The sequence below is a fragment of the Anaerotignum lactatifermentans genome (assembly GCF_016902535.1).
Lineage (GTDB): Bacteria > Bacillota > Clostridia > Lachnospirales > Anaerotignaceae > Anaerotignum > Anaerotignum lactatifermentans_A.
The window spans coordinates 1-15,622 of record NZ_JACSNY010000013.1 but is presented as its reverse complement, the minus strand read 5'-3'; the positions used below and the strand labels follow the sequence as shown (position 1 = coordinate 15,622).

The window sequence follows — 15,622 nt, the reverse complement described above, 5'->3', positions numbered from 1 at the left end:
CGGTTCTGACGCGCCTTTTCCACGCGAAAAAAACCAATCCTTCTCCCATCCAGACTATACTGTCGGTACCGGAATCTCACCGGTTCCTGCGCCGAAGCGCTCGCAGACTTTACTGCCGGTCGGGGATCTCACCCTGCCCTGAAGAATTTTCATCATGTTACTGTACTTTTATTATATCAGTTGTGAAAAAAATGTCAATACCGCTTACTGCTTTTTTCCCAGAACATTTTCCGCGAAAAAGCGGCCTCCCCGCAAAAGGAAAACCGCTTTCTTCCTGAAAAAAATCATCCCGCGGGCTGGGTCACAATCTTCACCGCCGCCCGAGGCGCTTCCGTCCGGTAATATACCGTTACGGTACTGCCCAAAAGCAGGCCCTCCGCCGCGGAAACATCGGCGTTTTCCTTGCCGAATACCCGCAGGGTGCCATCCTCCAGCCGCAATACCAGATTATACATGGCCGCGTCCTCAATGATGCCTGTCACCTGTTCCAGGCCTTCTTTAGACAGTGCCGTCAGGGTCAGGCCGCTGTCATTCTGCGTCAGCGTCACCGGATAATACAGAGAATATATCTCCGCCGGGGCATAGAGCACACCCTCTTTCAGCTCCGGCGCCATCCCCAGCTGTCTTGTCCGGCCCCGGGATGTATAAGCGTCCGCTCCCGGCGCAAAGGACAGGGACAGCGTACCGTCAGAGATGGTCACTGACCGGCTCTCCTTGTCCCAGACTACACGATACCCCAGCAGGCCCGCCGTTTCCCGCACCGGCGCCATGGTGACGCCGCTTTCACTGACATACAGCGGCTGAGCCACTGCCGTTCCTTCTACCGTCATAGCTGTCTGCGCCGCCGCGGGTACGGCAAATCCCAGGGTCATGGCCCCCGCCAGCAACATCATGAAAAATCTCTTCATACACTGTCCCTCCTTTCGGCCCGCCGGGCCGTTTTCTTTTTTTCCAGTTTACCAGAAAAACATTACGCATTTATTACGTTTTTCGAAAAATTCCTTAATTTTCCACATTCCGCATGGTCAGGGAGATCCGTTTTCTGGCCAGATCCACCCCCAGTACCTTTACCGTCACCACATCCCCCAGCTTCACCGCCTCCAGCGGATGCTTGATGAACCGGTCGCAGATCTGGGAAATATGTACCAGTCCGTCCTGATGGACGCCAATATCCACAAAAACACCAAAATCAATGACGTTGCGGACGGTGCCCCGCAATACCATGCCTTCTTTCAGGTCCTCCATAGAAAGGACATCACTGCGCAGAACAGGGGCAGGCGCCTCGTCTCTGGGGTCACGGCCGGGCTTTTCCAGCTCTTTGGCGATATCCAGCAGGGTAGGCAGACCAATGCCCAGTTTTTCCGCCGTTTCCTCCGTCAGACGGACCTTCCGATCCAGCCCCCTCACCTGTCCCTTCGCCACATCCTCCAGCGTGCAGCCCGCCAGCTTCAGCAGGCCCTCCGCCGCCTGGTAGCTTTCGGGATGGACCCCGGTTCTGTCCAGCGGCATATCGCTTTCGGCAATCCGCAGGAATCCAGCGCACTGCTCAAAGGCTTTGGGCCCCAGCTTCGGCACCTTTTTCAGTTCCTTCCGACTGTGGAACAGGCCGTTTTCCTCCCGGTAGGCCAGAATATTTTTCGCGACGGTGCTGTTGATGCCCGCCACATAGGACAGCAGGGCAGGACTGGCCGTATTCAGATCCACGCCTACACTGTTCACGCAGTCCTCTACGACACCACCCAGGGTCTCGCCCAACCGCTTCTGGTTCATATCGTGCTGATACTGGCCTACGCCAATGGATTTGGGGTCAATTTTTACCAGCTCCGCCAGCGGGTCCTGTATCCTTCTGCCAATGGAGACAGCGGAACGCAGGGCCACATCATAATCGGGGAATTCCTCAGCCCCCAGCTTGGAGGCGGAATATACGGAAGCCCCCGCCTCGTTGGCGATGACATAGTATACTTTTTTCTCCAGTTTTTTCAGCATTCCCGCCACGAACTGCTCCGACTCCCGGGAGGCGGTGCCGTTGCCAATGGAAATCAGGTCCACATCATACTTTTTGATGAGCGCTGTCAGCTTCTTCTCCGCCTCCGCCGTCTTGTTCTGGGGCGGCGTGGGATATACCACCGTGGTCTCCAAGGGTTTTCCTGTTTCGTCAATGACGGCGATCTTGCATCCGGTACGATAGGCCGGGTCTAAAGCCAGCACGGTTTTCCCCTTGATGGGCGGCTGCAATAACAGCTGTTTCAGGTTTTCCCGGAACACAGCCATGGCGGATTCCTCCGCCTGTTCTGTCAGCTCCCCGCGGATCTCCCGTTCCAGAGAAGGGGCTATCAGCCGTTCATAGCTGTCGGCGATGGCTTCCCGCAGCAGTTCGGCGGCGGGGCTGTTTTTCCGGATCAGCTTCCGCTCCATTTTTTGCAGGAGCTTCTCCGCCTCCGTTTCCAGCTTCACCGACAATATGCCTTCCTTCTCCCCCCGGTTCACCGCCAGAATACGGTGGCCCGCCGCCTTCTGGAGGGGCTCGCTGTAATCGTAGTACATTTCATAAACCGTAGGTTCCGTCTGTTCTTTGGCGGCTTTTGTCACCAGATGTCCGTGGCGCATGGTTTCTTCCCGCAGCATTTTCCGCAGATCGGCGTCGTCGGAGAACTGCTCCGCCAGAATATCCTTGGCGCCGTCTATGGCCTCCTCCACAGAGGAAACGCCTTTTTCCTCGTCCACAAAAGCGGCGGCGTATTCCTCCAAGGGCACCAGAAATGCCTGTCCGAAAATATACTCCGCTAAAGGCGCCAGCCCCTTTTCTCTGGCCATAGAGGCACGGGTCCGCCGTTTGGGGCGGTAAGGGCGGTAGAGGTCCTCGATTTCCGTCTGGGTCATGGCGGCGTCCAGCTTGGCGGAAAGCTCTTCCGTCATGGCTCCCTGCTCCGTAATGGTCTTGCGCACCATTTCCCGTTTTTCCTCCAGATTCCGCAGGGCCGTCAGACGCTCCGCCAGCTGGCGGATGATCTGGTCATCCAGAGAGCCGGTGGCCTCCTTCCGGTATCTAGCAATAAAAGGCACCGTGTTCCCCTCATCCAGAAGTTTGACGGTATTTTCCGCCTGAAAGGGCTTAATATCAAATTCTGTCTGCAACTGTTTTAAAATATCCATATCCTGTTTCCTTTCTCTTCCAATGCCTGTCCTGCTCCCATTCTACCATAAAACCATGGCCGCCGCCGCAAAGATTTTCGCGCCTTTCGGCACAAAAGGCTTTCCGCGTCCTCCGCGAAAAGCCTTTCTCTTAATCTTCCCGATATTTTTTCCACATACAGTCCAGCTTGGACTTGCACAGTTCTCCGTCCATGGTCAGGCAGTAGGCCCGTTTCCCGTTTTCCATTCTGCGCTCCACAAAGCCCCGGCACAGCAGGAAATCCAGATGGGCAATGGTCTCGCCTACGGCAAACCACCGCTGAGAAAGCGGAAAATCCTCCCACGTCTTTCCCCGCATGCTCCAGCGCAGACAGGCGGCGATCTGTGTGGCGTTGCTGCCGGGGAACCGGCTGACCGCGTCCACCGTCTCCTTCAGCCGCACCAGATGATGCTCTATGATCTGCTCCATTCTGGTATACACATCCATATCATTTTTCCGATGGGCCGGCAGTGTGGTACGGATGGGCAGTTTTCGGATCTTGACCAGAGAATCCAGATAATTGCCCAGAGAATCCAGCGTCCCGATCCAGCAGGTGATGTTGGGCGTAATATCAAACAAAATATGATCCGCCGAAAACAGCAGCTGCTTCTCCGGCTGGTACAGCACCATCTGTCCCGGCGTATGCCCCGGCACCAGAATACAGTGGAAATTCCATTTCCCAACCGTCAGGATGTCCCCGTCCTCCAGCCGCTCCACCTCAAAAAACTCCTCCGGCTCATAGCCCCGGGCCGGGTTCTCGCTGTGCAGCCGCATGATCTGCTCCTGGGTAAAGCCCTCGGAAATATAATTGGCGTCGGAAACCTTCCAGCTTTCTCCTACCATGGCCTCTTTGAAATAATCGTAATCAATGCCGCTCATATAGATCTTTCCGGGCCGGCCCTTCATCAGCGTGGGCGCCAGTCCCGTATGGTCGGAATGAAGATGGGTCAGAAACAGATTCGTTCTGGTCCAGTCGGCTTCGATTTCCTCCACGCCCGCCATCAGGGCGTCCAGACATTCCTTTCGGTTAAAGCCCGTATCCAGAATCAGGGTCTCCCCACCGTCCTGGATGACATAACAATTCAAATTTTTCAGGGGATTATCGGGCAGAGGCACATCCACACGATAAACCGCCGGGTTTTCGTATACCTTCGTCAGCATAGGCGTTCCGTCCTTTCTGTCGTCATTGTTTTTATTATAAAACAAAGTAAAAGGCAGGGACAAGGCGGAAATCAGACGATTTTCCTATGGCTTTTGACAAATTCTTTGGCAGTTTTGCGCAGTGCAGTCCAAAAGTATTCCCCTGTTTCTATCTTCTCAAAGTAAAATTTATATTTTAAAATGCAATATATACTTGACATTTAGATTGATATATTATATAACTAAGATAGAAAACAAAAGGCGGTGATGTTTTGAAAAACTTAAAGTTAAAATCCGCAAGAGCGGCTCTGGATCTTTCCCAGGAACAGCTGGCCCAGAAAGTAGGCGTCACACGCCAGACCATCGGCATGATCGAGGCGGGGAAGTACAACCCCACACTAAATCTATGCATTGCCATCTGCAAGGCACTGGGAAAAACACTGGACGAATTATTCTGGAACGAGGAGGAATGAGATATGTTGAGAGACGAACGCATCGAACAGGCGAGGAATAAAATCTGGGCGGAGATGATGCAGATCCTGTATTTTATCGCCATATTGTCCTTTGTCATAAAAATCCTGTTCCTGCACCAAAGTTTGCAGGACTGCGCCATGGAATATCTGGTTTTGATTCTGACGCCGCTGTACCAGGCCGTCCGGGCCAGACAGCTGGGCGTTGTCCTTTCCGCCGTGGCCGATCCAAAACCAAAACGTCTGGTGGCTTCTCTGGTGGGCGGCATGATCGTGGTCGGTCTGTTCTATGTCCTGCAAGGACAGGAAAAACAGCCCTCGGAAGTCTTTACTATGCTGACTATATTTGTGGTGGTATTTCTGGTGGTGCAGTTCGGTATGTACCGCATGGGCAAACGCAGACAGGAAAAGCTGGAAAAAGAATATGATGATGAGGAATGAACTCCGGATCCCCGAGGAAGCAGCCATGTTTCCCGGGGATTTTTCTTGCTTTTCTTTCTGCGGTTTCCTAAAATAAAAACAGAATATTTCCGTCCACAAGGAGGTACCCATGGAACCGAAAATCAAACAATCCCCCGCCATCCCCATCGGGGAAAACATCCGCCGCATCCGTTTGAAAAAAGACATGGGTCAGACAGAGCTTGTCCGGCAGATACAGCTTCTGGGGGTTCCGCTGACCAGAGAATCTCTGGTAAAAATCGAACGGGGCATCCAGCACATTTCCGCCGTCCAGCTTCGTGCCATTCGTGATGTTCTGGGGACCTCCTATGACGCCCTTCTGGCGGAGCGTCCGCGGAAAAAATAAGATTTTTCCGAAAAAAATCCTTGTTTTTTCTCCCGGTTTATGATATTCTATTCAAGTATGGGCGTATACGTCCATAGATTGTATAATCCTTGCTCTTTCTCAAAAGAAAGGGCCATCAGTCCAAAAGGAGGTGTAACCTGACATGAACAAATACGAATTGGCGTTGGTATTGAGTCCCGCACTTGACGATGAAGGCAGAGCGGCTGAAGTTGCCAAAGTACAGGCTGTCCTGGAAAGATTCGGCGCGAAAATCGAAAAAGTTGATGATTGGGGCAAAAGAAAGCTCGCTTACGAAATCCAGAAAGTAAACGAAGGTTTCTACAGCTTCACAACTTTCGAAGCACCCGCTTCTGCACCTGCAGAAATCGAAGCTCGTATGCGTATTATGGAAAACGTTCTGCGTTATCTCATCATCCGCAAAGAAGCGTAAGAAAAAGGAGGGTTTTCCATGAACAAAGTGATTTTGATGGGCAGACTGACAAGAGATCCTGAAGTACGCTACTCTCAGGGCAGTGAACCTCTTGCCGTTGCCAGATACACTTTGGCAGTAAACCGCCGTTTCAAACGACAAGGCGAGCAGGACGCCGACTTTATCGGATGCGTAGCGTTCGGCAAAGCAGGCGAGTTTGCAGAAAAATATTTCAAAAAAGGACAAATGATCAGTATCGTCGGAAGATTACAGGTTCGCAGCTGGGATGACAACGAAGGCAAGAAACGCTGGTCCACAGATGTTGTGGTAGAGGAACAGTACTTTGCGGAAAGCAAGGCTTCCTTTGAAAACAACCGCAGCCAGTCTGCCGCAGCAGCCCCTGCCGCTCCCGCGAAAAACAGCGGTGCGGACGGCTTCTATCCCATCGACGAAAGCATTGAAGACGATGATTTGCCCTTCTAATTCATCGAAAAGGAGGACTGGAACATGATTCAGAAAAAACGTGGCCGCAGAAAAAAACGCGTATGCCAGTGCTGTGCTGATAAAGTAACAACAATTGATTACAAAGACGTAAGCAAACTGAGAAGATATGTTTCCGAAAGAGGCAAAATCCTTCCCAGAAGAATCACAGGCAACTGCGCAAAACATCAGAGAGCGCTGACAACAGCAATTAAGAGAGCTAGACACGTATCCCTGATGCCTTATACACAGGACTAATCCATAAGGAAATCCCTTTGGATTGGGACATTTTCATCAGAAAACAAAAATCGCTGGAATCTATGAGATTTCCAGCGATTTTATTTTTTAAAAAAATCGGTTTCTGCCAAAGACAGCAGTACGGTTCCCATTTTTTCAGAGGGACTTTTCTTCTTTTTTCTTTTTCAGATAACGCAGCGCCCATGTGCCAAAGGCGGAAAGGGCAATGATCTCTCCCCAGGAACGGAACAGAAACAGCCAGAACAGGCTTTCATATTTCTCATACAACGACAAAAGCCAATCCACAGGCAGAAAGTTGAAAAGAAATACCGCCACAGCCAGCACTACAGCCAACACCACAGCCGCCTTTTGCTTTTTGCCAGTCATGCCGTCCCCTTTACTCAGGACCACAGCCGTTCCTATGACCAGAGCCGCCTCACAGACAAACATCACCCAGGCAATGGCCAGCCGCATATAATTCATTTCATAGGTCCAGTAGGGAGTCAATAAAATCTGGGCCGCCTGTATCCCCGTCGCGGCTACCATATAAGCGTGCACAAGGAAAAAATCCGCCCACAGAGCCCTGAGCACAGGATGCTTTTTGGCAAAAAGGCAAAACAGCGCCGGGACCAGAACCGGCAGGCCCAAAATCACCCCACCCAGACCAAAGGAAACTGCCAATAACAGGGCCAGCACAACAAAGATGCACAGCAGGACAATGCCCGCCTTCTGGGCCTTTGTTCTCTCCCGCACAGGGGCCGGTATCGGCGGAAGTTCCTGTTTCCCGCGCTCCTCTGTTTCTCCTTTCACCAGCCCATCCAGGGATACACCAAAAATCTCTCCCATTTTCACCAGCTTCTCCAGATCGGGAACGGCGGCGTCTGTCTCCCACTTGCTCACCGACTGTCTGGATACCTCCAGTTTTTCCGCCAAATCGCTTTGGCTCATGCCTGACTGCTTCCGCAGACGGCAGATGGTCTCTCCTAATTTCATCCTGTTCCCTCCTTTGTTTTTGTATCAGTATAAACCATTGCCCCTGCCATAGCAACCAACTTTCGCTTCCATTTTGGCAACCGATGGTTGCAGAGGGGGAGAAAGTTCTGTTTATCCGTTTATTTCCTGTGGACTACCGACAAATAGCTTTGCACGAGGCATCCAAAAGAGAAGGTCTTTCTCTTTCCTAAATATGTTATAATTTTTTAAAATTCAGAGAAACGAATGTAGTTTTTCTCTCTGAAACCGTAGTAAATAGATAAAGCAGGGAAAGGGGGCGCAATTATGATAAATGACCGGCAAATCATAGATATGTTTTTCACACGTTCTGAGGAAGCAATCCGAGAATTGGATAGAAAATATGGGAAAATCTGTTATACTCTTTCCTTTCAAATCGTAAACAGCAGGCAGGATGCGGAGGAATGCGTCAATGATGCCTATCTGGGTGCTTGGAATGCGATCCCTCCGGCAAAACCTGATCCTTTGCTGCCCTATGTTTTAAAAATCGTTCGGAACACTTCCCTGAAACTCTACTGGAAAAAGAAAGCGGCAAAAAGAAGCAGTATGTATACTGCCGCTCTGCAGGAAATAGAATCCTGTCTTCCCAATGGGAAAACGGTAGAGGATGAAATCGAAACCAGTGAATTCGTCCGCATCTTAGAGGAATTCTTGGATACACTGACTCCCGAAAACCGTATCATTTTCATGCGCCGCTATTGGTTTTCTGACAGCTATAAAGACATTTCCCATTTTACTGGACTTTCTGAGAAAAATATCTCCGTTCGGCTGACACGTATCCGTAAAATGTTAAAACAACACCTGACAGAAAGAGAGGTGTTCCTATGAAAGAAAAGAAATTTTCTGACGCAATAAATCATCTTGATACAAAATACATAGAGGAAGCTCTCCACTATAAAAAGAAACCAAACCGAAAAAAGTGGGGTGCCATTGCCGCGTGTTTCTTTCTGGCAGTATCCTGTTCATTCTTTCTCCTGAATCAGGAGCATCGTGAAACTCCATCCAAATTAGCACCGATTCATATTTCAGAGCTTGCCGCAAGCGGGATGGGATTTGAAGGATATCTGTATTATAACGCTTTTCAATTAGATCAAGGAAACCCTTGGAACGAATCCATGAAGATTGAATCTATGCCTGTATATATAAATAAAGCGTATGATCCTTCCGCTGCAGGTATGCCACAAGGGCTTTCAGAAGATGAAATGATTTCCCTGTTGGATTATGCTGTAGCCGCTCTGAACGCAGAGAGGCTCTCTATTGAGATTATCACCAGTGAGGAAAAAAACATCCATTCAGTTCCCATTGAGATTCAGGCAGAAACAAATCTGGGCAAAATATCTGTTGCATCTGACGGAAGTATCGTCTATTTCCTGCCAAACGGCGGTCTTTCTCTGCCTGAGGAATACAGCTTCACCTATCATAATACAACCGACAATGAAGCCTATGAAACGATTGCCTACCTATCTCATGTTTACAGCGATCTTCTCGGCATGAAAGAACCAATGGCTGTAACTTGGGGAGACTATAACATAGACGGATCATATTCTCGGAAATATGAACTCTATGATTCCTATGGAAATGATACCGAAGATATTCTGCACTATAGTTTATGCAGCGCATCTTTTTCTCCCAATGATGAAGGAGAACTGTATCTTATCCGAATCAAAAACGCTTTGCTGACAGCGGAAAAAACAGGGGATTATCCCATTATATCCTTGCAGGAAGCAGAACAGAGACTCCTTGCGGGAAATTACCAGACAAGCGTTCCGCTGGCAATGCCCGGCAAAGAATATATTATCAAAGCTAAACTGACATACCGTACAGGATCTATGGAGGAAATGCTTCTGCCCTATTATCGTTTTTACGTGCTTCTGCCAGATATGGGTTATGACAACGGACTGCAGACTTACGGCATTTATTATGTCCCCGCCATTACAGATGAATATATTGAAAATATGCCCGTTTATGACGGTCACTTTAATTAATTTCTTCCATAAAAAAACGCTCCTTTTCCCAAGGAGCGTTTTTCCTGTTTTCGCTTACTTTCTCAGATCTTCCATAAGCTGTGTCTTACCCTCTGTTTTTTCATCTTTCATTTTGATGACTTTCGCAGGAGAACCAGCTACAACAGCTCCGGCAGGCACATCCTCCGTTACCACAGCCCCTGCTGCAACTACTGCATTGGCACCGATGCGCACACCTTCCAGCACCACTGCGTTGGCGCCGATCATAACGCCGTCCTCCACAATAACAGGAGTTGCGCTGGGAGGTTCCAGAACGCCGGCCAAAACCGCGCCTGCGCCCACGTGTACATTTTTGCCTACGGTTGCTCTGGCACCCAGTACGGCATTCATATCTACCATGGAGCCTTCGCCGACCTCCGCGCCGATATTGATGACCGCGCCCATCATAACAACGGCGTTTTTGCCGATCATAACTCTGTCACGGATAAAAGCGCCGGGTTCAATGCGGGCATCCACATAGCGCATATCCAGCATAGGTACTGCGGAATTTCTTCTGTCGTTGGTCAGGTGGGAATACACAATGCTGTCCTTCTTCGCCTCCAGAACAGACTGTACCGCTTCATTATCGCCTACCAGCACCCAGAAATCGCCGGTGCCGAATACCTTCACGCCTTCCGCTTCTGCGCCGCTCAGGTCACCCTTTACATAAACGGTAACAGGGGTCGCCTTTTTGGCCTCTTTGATATATTTCGCGATCTCATAGGGATTTGTCATATCGTAATCCATGATACTCTCTCCTTTGTCTTTTGATTTTTTTCATATGCTATTTCATTATATACGATAACCACGGGCTTTTCCATTCTTTTTTTCAAATTGGATGATCTTCCTTTGCGAAGGGCCGCGCAAGAAATCTCCTTTCCAAAGAAAATCCTCTGTGATACAATGTTTTCAGAAAATGACAAAGGAGGAACTCCCATGAACTATGATTTTGCCCTACTGACGGAAGAACTCCGCCAGATCCGCCGGGACCTGCACCAGATCCCGGAACTGGGCTTACAGGAATATAAAACAAAAGCGTACATTTTGGAAAAACTCCACAGCTTCGGCATTACACAAACGGAGGAATGGCTGGATACCGGCGTGATTGCCCTGATCCCCGGGAAGGAGGAAGGCCCCGCCTTCGCCTTTCGGGCGGACATGGACGCCCTGACGGTAACAGAGGAAACGGGCTGCGATTTCGCCTCCCGCCACCCCGGCTGTATGCACGCCTGCGGCCACGACGGCCATATGACCATACTGCTGGGCTTTGCCAAATATCTGGCGGCGCACAGGGATCAGCTAAAACGAGATGTGCTGCTGATCTTCCAGCCGGCGGAGGAAGGCCCCGGCGGCGCCCAGCTGCTCATTGACGCGGGACTTTTCAAAAAACATCCCGCTTCCTGCATCATCGGCTGCCATATTTTCCCCCAGGTAGCGGAAGGAAAGATCGCCTGCCGAAAAGGCGCCATGATGGCGCGAAACGGCGAGGTAGACGTGCATATTTACGGCCAAAGCGCCCACGGCGCCCAGCCCCATCTGGGCAGCGACGCTGTTCTGGCGGCAGGAGCCGTCATCACCGGCCTGCACACCATACTTTCCCGAAACGTTTCCCCTCTGGACAGTGGTGTATTGACCTTCGGCGCCATCCAAGGCGGCGAGGCCTGCAACATCATCGCCAAGGAGGTAAAGCTGGAGGGAACCATGCGTGCCTTCAGCGACGAGGCCTACGACACCATGACCCGCAGGGTGCAGGAAACGGCGGCGGGCATTGCCGCCGGCTACGGCTGCAAAGGAGAAGCTGTGTTCCGCCATATGTACCGGGTGGTAAACAACGACAGCCGTCTGGTGGAGGCTCTCCAGACCATCGCCGGTCAAGCCTATGAGGAAACGCCGCCCTATATGCTGGCGGAGGATTTTTCCCTGTACCAGCAGGCGCTGCCGGGAATGTTTTTCTTCCTGGGCGCCGGAAATCCGGAAAAAGGGTATACCGCCCCTCTCCACAGCGCCAGCTTCCAGTTTGACGAAAGCATCCTGACAAAAGGGGTAGAAACTTACGCCGGTCTTTTAGAACTGCTCCAAAACAGCGGCACATTTTAATGAACCAGACAAAAAACAGCGTCTTTTCCGGATAGGGAAATGACGCTGTTTTCTTATTCTTCTTTCATAGTTTCCCAGCGGCGCATATAGCCAAAGCCAATGGGATAGGGCCCCGTATGAACGCCAATGGTGGCGCCGATCTGGTACAGAGGCAGGTCCCCGGTATAGCCCATCTGCCGCAGCTTTTCTTCCACTTCCTCATAAAAAGCCGCCGCTTCTTCTTTCCCATAGCCAAAGCCCACCGCGAAACGATACAGATTGATCTCCTCTTTTCTTCCGCCAAAGGCCTTCTCCAGCTCCGCCAGTATGGCGGACAGGGATTTTTTCCGGCTCCGGCTCATGCCCACAGGGAAAAGCTCCCCCGCCTTCATTTCCATGAGGGGCTTGATCTTCAATGCCACCGCCGCCATTTTCATGACCTTGCCGATCCGGCCGCCCTTTTGCAGATAATCCAGATTTGCCGTCGTAAAGAGGATACGGCCGGTCTGTTTGACCTGTTCCAGCAATGCCGCCGCCTCCAAAAACGGCACATCCGCCGCCGCCATCTGTGCCGCCTGCTCCACCAGTAGTCCCTGTTCCGCCGTAGCACAGGCAGAATCCATCACCAGAATCTGAGCGTCCGGAAACTCCTCCAGCACTTCCTCTCTGGCCAGACAGGCCGACTGATAAGAGCCGCTGAACTTAGCGCTGAGGCAGATGCACAGTACCGGCAGACCTTTTTCCGACGCCGGCCGGAAAACATCGGCATAATCCTCAACCGTAGGCATGGAGGTTTTGGGAAACACCCCCGGATGCTCCGCCATCTGGCGGTAAAAGGCCGGCACCGGCATTTCTGTCCGTTCCTTCTGGTAGACCTCCGGCACAAAAGAAACGTAATAGGGCACCAGAAGAATACCCTTCTCCTGTTCCACGCGAGGGTCAATATCACAGGCACTGTCGCTGATGACCTGAAATGTCATGGGAATTCCCTCCTTTTTTCCTGTTTTCTCTGGGATATAACTTCTCTTTCCAAAAGGGAAAATCCTTTTTTGCCGAGAGAAAAAATATCCGCTCCCCCATTCGCCGTTTACAGCAGCGCTTTCAAAGCACGCAGATCCTCCAGATAGGTCTCCGACAGGCTCCTGTTATAGATCACCGCCGCCGGATGATACAAAGGGAAGAGCCGTCTGCCGTCGGGGGTACGCCCCTCCCGGCCATGGCAGTCGCCGATGACGATGGTCTTTTCTCCCGTCACCGCCCGCAGGGGCACATTCCCCAGCGTTACGATCCACTCCGGCTCTACAATGCTAATCTCCTCCAGCAGAAAGGGCCGGAAAAAATCAAACTCCGCCGCAGAAGGGGGACGGTTCACCGGCTTGCCCGTTTTGGGGCTGATCTTTGTGGGCCGCAGCTTTACCACGTTGGAGATATAGACCTCCTCCCGGGTCAGCCCCAAAGTTTCCAGAAAAATAGTCAGGTTGGCTCCCGCCTTGCCCACAAAGGGACGCCCCTGCTTTTCCTCCTCGCCGCCGGGGGCTTCTCCAATGAGCATAATCCGGGGATGCGCCTCTCCGCCGCCAAAGACCAGTGTTTTTTCCCCATAAGGGGACTGCTCCACCGCCGCCAGCAGGGACGCTCTCCACTGCTCCAGATTTTCCATTTTTTCCACTCCTTTTTACTTATCCACATACCCACATAGTTATCCACAGATTTTTTGTGGACAACTTTTTATTTCAAACGCAAGATATAGTATTCCTGATTTCTTTCTTTCCAAAATATATAGGGAAAAACAGGCGTTCTGTTGATAAATCCGACCCATTCACAAAGAGGTGTGTATAACTCCTCTTTTTTCCCCATCAATGGGCGGTCTTTTTCCGCTCTTTTCTCCGGAACAGGAGAAAAAGCGCCATCCCGCACAAAAATCCGCCTAAATGGGCGTAGTTATCCACGCCGGTATCCAGCCAGCCCATGCCCAGCGCCGTCAGCGCCAGCAGCAGCATGGTGGCATAGTTCATGCCCGTGGCCTGTGCGCCCCGTTCCTTTGTCCACAGCAGTGCCGTCCCCAGCAGGCCGAAAATGGCGCCGGAAGCGCCTACCCCCAGCCAGCCGCCGCAAAACAGACTCAGCAGGTTTCCGCACAGCCCCGACAGCAGAAACAGCAGCACAAACCGGCCCCGGCCCAGCAGCCGCTCCACCGGCACGCCGAAATAAAACAGATAAATACTGTTGGCCGCCAGATGAAGGGGGCCGTCATGAAGGAACATGGACGTCACCATCCGATAATACTGCCTCTGTTCCACAACGCCTTCCCAGCCGGAACCAAAGGCATAGATCCATTCCTCCTTCCGCCCGGTCAGGTACATTCCCGCCAGAATCAGGGCGCAAATAGCAAAAATAGTCCATGTCACTACGGGGCGGGTCATCTCCTGTGCCGCCGGTGTCATAGGCACAGGGCCTTCTCCCCCTGCCGCCGCAATCAGCATTTTTTCCAGCCCCAGCATTTTTTTAGGCTGGTCCTTTCCCGTATAAAGGCGGCGCTGATCCAAAGGGAAATACCACCATATGTACTGTATGGGATCGTCGAAAGAAATCTCCCGGGCCGCCACAAAATCCGCCGTTTCCTGGCAGTATGCCGTATCCGTCAGCAGGCAAAGACAGACCTTTCTGGTACAGTGCATCTCTTCCGCCTGCTCCTGCACCGCCTCCGCCGCCGCTGTAAAAACCTCCTGCCACCGCCGGGGATCATCCCGTCCGCCGTCGCCTATGGCGATCACATAAAACACCGGGTTTTCCGCCCGCCAGTATAATCCGCGAAAAAATTGTCCGTCTGTATTCCGGAAAGGGAAAAATCCACGCTCCCGCATCCAGACATCCAATCGCTCCAAAAATTCCAAATGCTCCATATCGTTTTCACCTCGTTATAAGAAAAAAACCCATCGGTTGGGGTCCCGATGAGTTTTTCTGTCAGTGATAAGAAAATGGGGTATTCTTATCATAAAAGAAGACTCTTTTTTGTAAAATTGGGGATAACTAATCAGTTATACACAGGGAAGAACCAGTTATCCACAACTTTATCTACAGGTATCCTATCACAAATCAGACAACTTGTCAATTTTCCCTTTTCCCTTCTTATCGACAAAATCCTACAAAATCAAACTCAGGGCCAGCAGCCCCAGAAAGCCCGGCGTGCCTAAAAGTCCCACCAGCACCACTGTCACCACATTGGCCCCCACCGACAGGCCAAATCCATGGCACAGAGCCAGAACAGCGGCCCCCGCCGCGGCGGACAGACCAAAACGCAGCAGCACACGCAAAGGCTTCGCCAGCGCCGCCAGCACCAGCACCGCCAGACAAACCAGTATTACACCAGAAAGTATTCCCGTTCCCCCCATACATTTTTTCCTCCTTCAGCTGATCTTTCTGCCCGGCTCTACGCTCAGGCCCAGAGCCTTGGCTTCCCGCAGAAAATACTCATATTTTTTGTGCAGTGCCCGTATCTCATAAATACAGCTGTCGATCAGTGCCTCATCGGTCACATTGGCAAAGGCTGACCGGGCCGATTCCAGTTGGTGCTGGATCTGACGGATGGATATGATGATCTTCGTCCCCTCATCCCATAATTCCCGCTTGCCCATGGACATCGCTCCTTTCCTGCTTGTTCCTAATATAAGCAAAAACCGCCCTTTTTATTCCATCCGGGCATTTTTTTCCGCTTGAATTGTCAAGTTAAATGCAACACCTCTGAATAATAAATCTCATAAGGCGTTCTATACCTTAAACATTTTCTGGGACGTTTGTTCATTTCATCCACTTTGCTTT

19 protein-coding genes and 1 riboswitch are annotated in these 15,622 nt (G+C 51.3%); of the genes, 9 read left to right on the top strand and 10 right to left on the bottom strand.

From position 1 onward, the window contains the following. Nucleotides 1–33: 33 nt before the first annotated feature. A riboswitch (FMN riboswitch) is annotated at nucleotides 34–150 on the bottom strand. Between the two features lie 134 nt (nucleotides 151–284). The 3 genes from H9X84_RS09910 to H9X84_RS09900 form a co-directional block, all read right to left on the bottom strand. After that, nucleotides 285–908, bottom strand: coding sequence for a copper amine oxidase N-terminal domain-containing protein (locus tag H9X84_RS09910; protein WP_205134226.1), 624 nt, complete (start codon nucleotides 906–908; stop codon nucleotides 285–287). 94 nt (nucleotides 909–1,002) lie between these two features. After that, nucleotides 1,003–3,153: a Tex family protein gene (locus tag H9X84_RS09905; protein ID WP_205134227.1), complete on the bottom strand. Its 2,151-nt coding sequence runs from the start codon at nucleotides 3,151–3,153 to the stop codon at nucleotides 1,003–1,005. A gap of 130 nt (nucleotides 3,154–3,283) precedes the next feature. Beyond that, complete coding sequence (locus H9X84_RS09900) at nucleotides 3,284–4,333, bottom strand: MBL fold metallo-hydrolase (protein ID WP_205134228.1); 1,050 nt, start codon at nucleotides 4,331–4,333, stop codon at nucleotides 3,284–3,286. Between the two features lie 251 nt (nucleotides 4,334–4,584). Here H9X84_RS09900 and H9X84_RS09895 point away from each other — a divergent pair, with 251 nt between their 5' ends. From H9X84_RS09895 to rpsR, 6 genes are all read left to right on the top strand, one after another. Then, nucleotides 4,585–4,785, top strand: a complete 201-nt coding sequence (locus H9X84_RS09895; RefSeq protein WP_205134229.1) for a helix-turn-helix transcriptional regulator — start codon at nucleotides 4,585–4,587, stop codon at nucleotides 4,783–4,785. Between the two features lie 3 nt (nucleotides 4,786–4,788). After that, nucleotides 4,789–5,223 carry a DUF6773 family protein gene (locus H9X84_RS09890; protein WP_205134230.1) on the top strand — a complete coding sequence of 145 codons (435 nt, stop codon included), beginning with the start codon at nucleotides 4,789–4,791 and terminating at the stop codon, nucleotides 5,221–5,223. A 109-nt stretch (nucleotides 5,224–5,332) separates the two neighbouring features. Then, nucleotides 5,333–5,587 carry a helix-turn-helix domain-containing protein gene (locus tag H9X84_RS09885; protein WP_205134231.1) on the top strand — a complete coding sequence of 85 codons (255 nt, stop codon included), beginning with the start codon at nucleotides 5,333–5,335 and terminating at the stop codon, nucleotides 5,585–5,587. A gap of 142 nt (nucleotides 5,588–5,729) precedes the next feature. Further along, a complete protein-coding gene (rpsF, locus tag H9X84_RS09880) occupies nucleotides 5,730–6,017 on the top strand; it encodes a 30S ribosomal protein S6 (RefSeq protein ID WP_072853122.1) in 288 nt (95 codons plus the stop codon). Nucleotides 6,018–6,035: 18 nt separating this feature from the next. Continuing rightward, nucleotides 6,036–6,479: a single-stranded DNA-binding protein gene (locus tag H9X84_RS09875; RefSeq protein ID WP_205134232.1), complete on the top strand. Its 444-nt coding sequence runs from the start codon at nucleotides 6,036–6,038 to the stop codon at nucleotides 6,477–6,479. A 24-nt stretch (nucleotides 6,480–6,503) separates the two neighbouring features. Beyond that, nucleotides 6,504–6,734, top strand: coding sequence for a 30S ribosomal protein S18 (rpsR, locus tag H9X84_RS09870; protein ID WP_022255722.1), 231 nt, complete (start codon nucleotides 6,504–6,506; stop codon nucleotides 6,732–6,734). A gap of 135 nt (nucleotides 6,735–6,869) precedes the next feature. Here rpsR and H9X84_RS09865 read toward each other — a convergent pair whose 3' ends face one another. Beyond that, a complete protein-coding gene (locus H9X84_RS09865; RefSeq protein ID WP_205134233.1) occupies nucleotides 6,870–7,706 on the bottom strand; it encodes a helix-turn-helix domain-containing protein in 837 nt (278 codons plus the stop codon). A gap of 285 nt (nucleotides 7,707–7,991) precedes the next feature. Here H9X84_RS09865 and H9X84_RS09860 point away from each other — a divergent pair, with 285 nt between their 5' ends. After that, nucleotides 7,992–8,552: an RNA polymerase sigma factor gene (locus H9X84_RS09860; protein ID WP_205134234.1), complete on the top strand. Its 561-nt coding sequence runs from the start codon at nucleotides 7,992–7,994 to the stop codon at nucleotides 8,550–8,552. A 302-nt stretch (nucleotides 8,553–8,854) separates the two neighbouring features. Then, nucleotides 8,855–9,709, top strand: a complete 855-nt coding sequence (locus tag H9X84_RS09855) for a hypothetical protein (RefSeq protein ID WP_205134235.1) — start codon at nucleotides 8,855–8,857, stop codon at nucleotides 9,707–9,709. A 54-nt stretch (nucleotides 9,710–9,763) separates the two neighbouring features. Here H9X84_RS09855 and dapD read toward each other — a convergent pair whose 3' ends face one another. Beyond that, complete coding sequence (gene dapD / locus H9X84_RS09850) at nucleotides 9,764–10,474, bottom strand: 2,3,4,5-tetrahydropyridine-2,6-dicarboxylate N-acetyltransferase (protein ID WP_205134236.1); 711 nt, start codon at nucleotides 10,472–10,474, stop codon at nucleotides 9,764–9,766. Between the two features lie 189 nt (nucleotides 10,475–10,663). Here dapD and H9X84_RS09845 point away from each other — a divergent pair, with 189 nt between their 5' ends. Then, on the top strand, nucleotides 10,664–11,824 hold the full coding sequence (locus tag H9X84_RS09845; protein ID WP_205134237.1) for a M20 metallopeptidase family protein: 1,161 nt from the start codon (nucleotides 10,664–10,666) through the stop codon (nucleotides 11,822–11,824). Nucleotides 11,825–11,877: 53 nt separating this feature from the next. Here the strand turns inward: H9X84_RS09845 and H9X84_RS09840 are convergent, their stop codons facing one another. From H9X84_RS09840 to H9X84_RS09820, 5 genes are all read right to left on the bottom strand, one after another. Further along, nucleotides 11,878–12,783: a DegV family protein gene (locus H9X84_RS09840; protein WP_205134238.1), complete on the bottom strand. Its 906-nt coding sequence runs from the start codon at nucleotides 12,781–12,783 to the stop codon at nucleotides 11,878–11,880. A 107-nt stretch (nucleotides 12,784–12,890) separates the two neighbouring features. Beyond that, nucleotides 12,891–13,463 carry a uracil-DNA glycosylase gene (locus H9X84_RS09835; protein WP_205134239.1) on the bottom strand — a complete coding sequence of 191 codons (573 nt, stop codon included), beginning with the start codon at nucleotides 13,461–13,463 and terminating at the stop codon, nucleotides 12,891–12,893. Nucleotides 13,464–13,659: 196 nt separating this feature from the next. After that, nucleotides 13,660–14,706 carry a rhomboid family intramembrane serine protease gene (locus H9X84_RS09830; protein WP_205134240.1) on the bottom strand — a complete coding sequence of 349 codons (1,047 nt, stop codon included), beginning with the start codon at nucleotides 14,704–14,706 and terminating at the stop codon, nucleotides 13,660–13,662. A gap of 240 nt (nucleotides 14,707–14,946) precedes the next feature. Continuing rightward, on the bottom strand, nucleotides 14,947–15,195 hold the full coding sequence (locus H9X84_RS09825; RefSeq protein WP_205134241.1) for a pro-sigmaK processing inhibitor BofA family protein: 249 nt from the start codon (nucleotides 15,193–15,195) through the stop codon (nucleotides 14,947–14,949). 15 nt (nucleotides 15,196–15,210) lie between these two features. Further along, nucleotides 15,211–15,438: a DUF2508 family protein gene (locus H9X84_RS09820; protein WP_205134242.1), complete on the bottom strand. Its 228-nt coding sequence runs from the start codon at nucleotides 15,436–15,438 to the stop codon at nucleotides 15,211–15,213. Nucleotides 15,439–15,622 lie beyond the last annotated feature (184 nt).